General features: G+C 39.4%; 3 protein-coding genes. 2 read left to right on the plus strand and 1 reads right to left on the minus strand.

Features of this window, described 5'->3' with window-relative positions:
• Nucleotides 1-142 precede the first annotated feature (142 nt).
• Complete coding sequence (locus PX481_RS24505) at nucleotides 143-3,145, plus strand: type IIG restriction enzyme/methyltransferase (RefSeq protein ID WP_288096539.1); 3,003 nt, start codon at nucleotides 143-145, stop codon at nucleotides 3,143-3,145.
• A gap of 333 nt (nucleotides 3,146-3,478) precedes the next feature.
• On the opposite strand, the gene bioD is transcribed toward PX481_RS24505, so the two are convergent.
• A complete protein-coding gene (bioD, locus tag PX481_RS24510) occupies nucleotides 3,479-4,165 on the minus strand; it encodes a dethiobiotin synthase (protein ID WP_151694456.1) in 687 nt (228 codons plus the stop codon).
• A gap of 27 nt (nucleotides 4,166-4,192) precedes the next feature.
• On the opposite strand from bioD, the gene PX481_RS24515 reads away from it, so the two are divergent.
• On the plus strand, nucleotides 4,193-4,521 hold a 329-nt coding region (locus PX481_RS24515; protein ID WP_288096542.1), incomplete at its 3' end, for a hypothetical protein.

The following is a 4,521-nucleotide window of genomic DNA, read 5'->3' on the forward strand; positions in this document are numbered from 1 at the left end:
CTCTCGATGGGAAGAAGCATATCCTTAGTTAAAGCAGATTTTCTTCCTCAGTGCAACCTAAGTCGATGCTTTCTCACGAGTGCGGGTTCATTTTCTAGGTTGACTTCGGCTTCCTTACCAGCATTTATTGAGATGTTGCCTTTTGTATATTATTGGCTTGACGGAAGTTAAGGATAAAGGGAAGAAGTTAATCGGACGAATGAAAGAAGGCGATCGCTGTGATGGTTCCCTGATTGAAAATGCGATTAGTCGGTTGGATAGTTTAGATAAAATTGCACAATTAAAAAATCCTGAAGAGTTTGGAACTACGGATGAGGAACGGCTTTATAATGTGGCGTTGCGGTTATCAATTAATTGGATTAATCGGGTTTTGTTTCTCAAATTATTGGAAGCGCAATTAATTAAATATCATCAAGGCGATCGAGATTTTGCTTTTCTCAATTTGGCGAAAGTTCCCAGTTATGATGATCTCGATAGTTTGTTTTTTGATGTGTTAGCTAGGGAGACAAATAAGCGCGAGGCTAAGGTTAAAACGACTTTTGCTCATGTACCTTATTTAAATAGTTCGCTATTTGAACCAACGGAGACGGAACAGCAAACGATTTTTATTGGCAATTTGCGGGAGCGAACTTTACCCATTTTTGCAGGTACGGTGCTAAAAGATAATCAGGGTAATAAGCGAGTAGGTGAGTTAAATACGTTGGCTTATTTGTTTGAGTTTTTGGATGCTTATAAATTCGATCGAGATGAGTTAGAAAATCCTCAAGAAGATAGCGAAAAGTTAATTAATGCTTCGGTGTTGGGGTTAATTTTTGAAAAGATTAATGGTTATAAGGACGGTTCTTTTTATACGCCGAGTTTTATTACCATGTATATGTGTCGGGAAACGATACGAAGAGCGATTGTGCAGAAGTTTAATGAAGTAAAAGGCTGGAATTGTCAAAGTTTGGATAATTTATATGAACGAATTGAGGATAAAAGAGAAGCGAATACTATTATTAATAGCCTGAAGATTTGCGATCCAGCCGTGGGTTCAGGACATTTTTTGGTTTCAGCTTTGAATGAGATAATCGCGATTAAGAGTGAGTTACGGGTTTTATTAGATACTTCGGGTAAGTCGCTAAAAGATTATCGGGTAGAGGTGCGAAACGATAAGTTATTGGTTTACGATGATGAGGGGAATTTATTTGCTTATCATCCGAATAATCAAGAAAAGCAACGGGTACAGCAAGCCTTATTTCATGAGAAACAGACGATTATCGAGGGGTGTTTATTTGGGGTGGATATTAACCCTAATTCCGTGACTATTTGTCAGTTGCGGTTATGGATTGAGCTTTTAAAGAATGCTTATTATCGCGAGGATGGCAATTTAGAAACTTTGCCAAATATTGATATTAATATCAAGTGTGGTAATTCTTTGATTAGTCGCTTTGCTTTGGATGTGGATGTTAAACAGGTTTTACAGAAGCAGAAGTTTAGTATTGAGCAATATCGCAATGCAGTCCAGACTTATCGCAATGCGGAAAATAAGGAACAAAAGCGGCAGATGGAAACGCTGATTGCTAAGATTAAGGCTGGGTTTAGTGCTAATTTATTAATTAGTGATCCTAAGAAGGTGAAGTTACGTCAATTACAAGGGGAGCTTTATAATCTGGAAAATCAGGGTTTATTGTTTGAGGAGACTAAGACGGAGCAAAAAGCGCGGGAGAAAAAAGTAACTAAGTTAAATAATGAGATTGATAAGCTAACTGCTGAAATTGCAGATATTGAAAGCGGTAAGCTGTATAAGAATGCTTTGGAATGGCGGTTTGAGTTTCCTGAAGTGTTGAATGATGACGGGGATTTTGTTGGGTTTGATGTTGTAATTGGTAATCCTCCTTATGGCGTAGATTTTTCAACCCAAGAAAAAGAGTTTTTAAAGAAATATTATGATCGAATTCATGTCCGAACTCCAGAGTCTTTTAATTATTTTTCTTACAGATATCAAGAACTTACAGGTAAGCAATCTTTGTGTTCACTAATAATTCCCTCTAGTTTTTTAAATCAAATTGAATTTGAAAAAAGTAGAGAATTAATACTAAGTAATTACAGTCTTATCTTAGACATTAATCTTGGGGATGGAGTATTTGAAGATGTTACAACTCCTACCTGCATCATTAGTTTTTCTAAAAAAATATTAAACAACTCAACTCTATATGCAGATCTATCAGATGTGGAAAGAGATAAATTACCAGTTGAGCTAGATAAAATCAATAATCTCATTGATCAATCCAATCTTGTTTCTAATCAAGCTTATAGCTTTGTTTTTAAAAATCATCATCAATTAATTGAAAAATGTTATTCAGGTAATCTAACTCTTAAAGATATTGCTGAAGATGTAGCTACTGGAATTAGTCCCGGACTTGCAGATGCTTTTATACTTAAATCAGATGAAGCTGAAAGTAAGAAATTAGAAAAAGATATAATTAAAAAACTAATAATTGGAGGAGAAATAAACTCTTATTGTTTACAGCCTAAATCAGAGAAAGTCATAATTTATTTTTCTTCGGACTTAGATGTTAAAAATTATCCCAATATTATTAAACATTTAAGCTTATACAAAGAAAAACTAGACAATAGAGTAGAAACTAAAAGTGGTGTTATCCCTTACTATGTAATGTTAAGACCTAGGCGCAAAAAATTATTTACTGAGCCTAAAATTTTAATTCGACAAACTGCGAATAGAATCATTGCTGCTTACGACGAAGATCAATGGTATTGCCTTAAAAGTGGAATAATAGTTCAGTTGCCAAATAAATCAGAAGTGCAATATTTATATTTATTGGCTGTTCTCAACTCTAAATTGATGAATTTTTTATATAGTGATTTAGTTAATGAAGATGTGAGAATATTTCCAGAAGTAAAGCCAGTACAATTATTTAAACTTCCAATTGTAGTTCCTAAAAGACAAATACAAATAGCATTAGAAAAAATTGTTAATAAAATTCTCACCGCAAAAAAAGACGATCCTAACGCTAACACAAGCGAATTAGAAAAGCAGATTGATCATTTAGTTTACAAACTCTATCAACTCACCTATAATGAAGTAAAAATAATTGATCCAGAATTTGCCCTAACAGAACAAGAATATCTGGACTTCCCCTAATTTATTCCCTTACCCCCCCGATGTCCTGTAGGGTTGATTCATGAATCAACCCTACTATGAATTAACCCTACGATGAATCAACCCTACTATGAATTAACCCTACGATGAATCAACCCTACTATGAATCAACCCTACTATGAATTAACCCTACTATGAATCAACCCTACTATGAATTAACCCTACTATGAATTAACCCTACTATGAATCAACCCTACCCTTACCCCCCCGATGTCCTGTAGGGCTAATTCATGAATTAGCCCTACAATGGGTGTTGTCAAATTGAAAGATGCTGGGAATCAGCTTTGCCTTTTGCCTTGTGCCTTTTGCCTCGTCTCAACAAGCAATTTCAATGCTTGACAGCTTAATTTCTGGCCAACTGGCTACCACCGAGGCCAATTTATCCAAATCCCGACGATCTTCGATAAAGGGAAAAACACCTAAAACCGGACAATTAGTCAAGGATTGAATTAAATCGATCGGTGTTAACTGCTCTATTTCCGTCTCCGTGCGCGGTTCGAGACAATTAAGGATAATTCCGCCCAAATTGACCTTTTTTTGCTCTGCTAGGGCAATATTAGCCACCGTTTGGGAAATCGCTCCCAATTTCACCGGCACCACTAAAAGGGTTTTTAACCGCCATTGAGCCGCTAAATCCGCCAAAGTTAGCTCGTGAGTGACAGGACAACCTAAACCCCCCAAACCCTCAATTAAAACCAAATCTTGGCTTTTTTGTAGGTTCAGCAGAGCTTGCCACACCGTCCCTAAAGGAATATCTCGACCTTCCAAATCAGCAGCCACAGGAGGCGCTAAGGGTGCTTGATATTGCAGCGGTGTGATCATTTCTAATTGACCCTGAAATAAGCCCTCATACCATTCTCGATCGCCTTGACCCGTTTGCATTAATTTCATCAGCCCCAAGGCCTTGGATGGATAGTATTTTTGCCAATAAGCCACTAAAGCAGTGGTGACAACGGTTTTACCCGCATCGGTATCCGTAGCCGCAATCAAAAGACTATTCATAAAACTTCCAGGCTCAGTCAAGATCAGGTGAAATCACCAATATTTATTATCTTATCTCCCCTCTTCCCCATCACCCCACACCCCACACCCCACACCCCACTTCCCCACTTCCCCCCTTCCCCAATTCCCACACCCTACACCCCACACCCCCCCCCCCCCCCCCCCCCTCCCCCCCCCCCCCCCCCCCCACCCCCCCCCACCCCCCCCCCACCCCACCCCCCCCCCCCCCCCCCCCCGTCCCCCCCCCCCCGCCCCCCCCCCCACCCACACCAACCCTGGACTCCTCCGCCCCCTCCACCCCCACCACCCTTGCACTCCTCCACCCCCTCCACCCCCACCACCCCTGCACTCCTCCA

This window comes from Microcystis sp. M53603_WE2 (genome assembly GCF_030065435.1).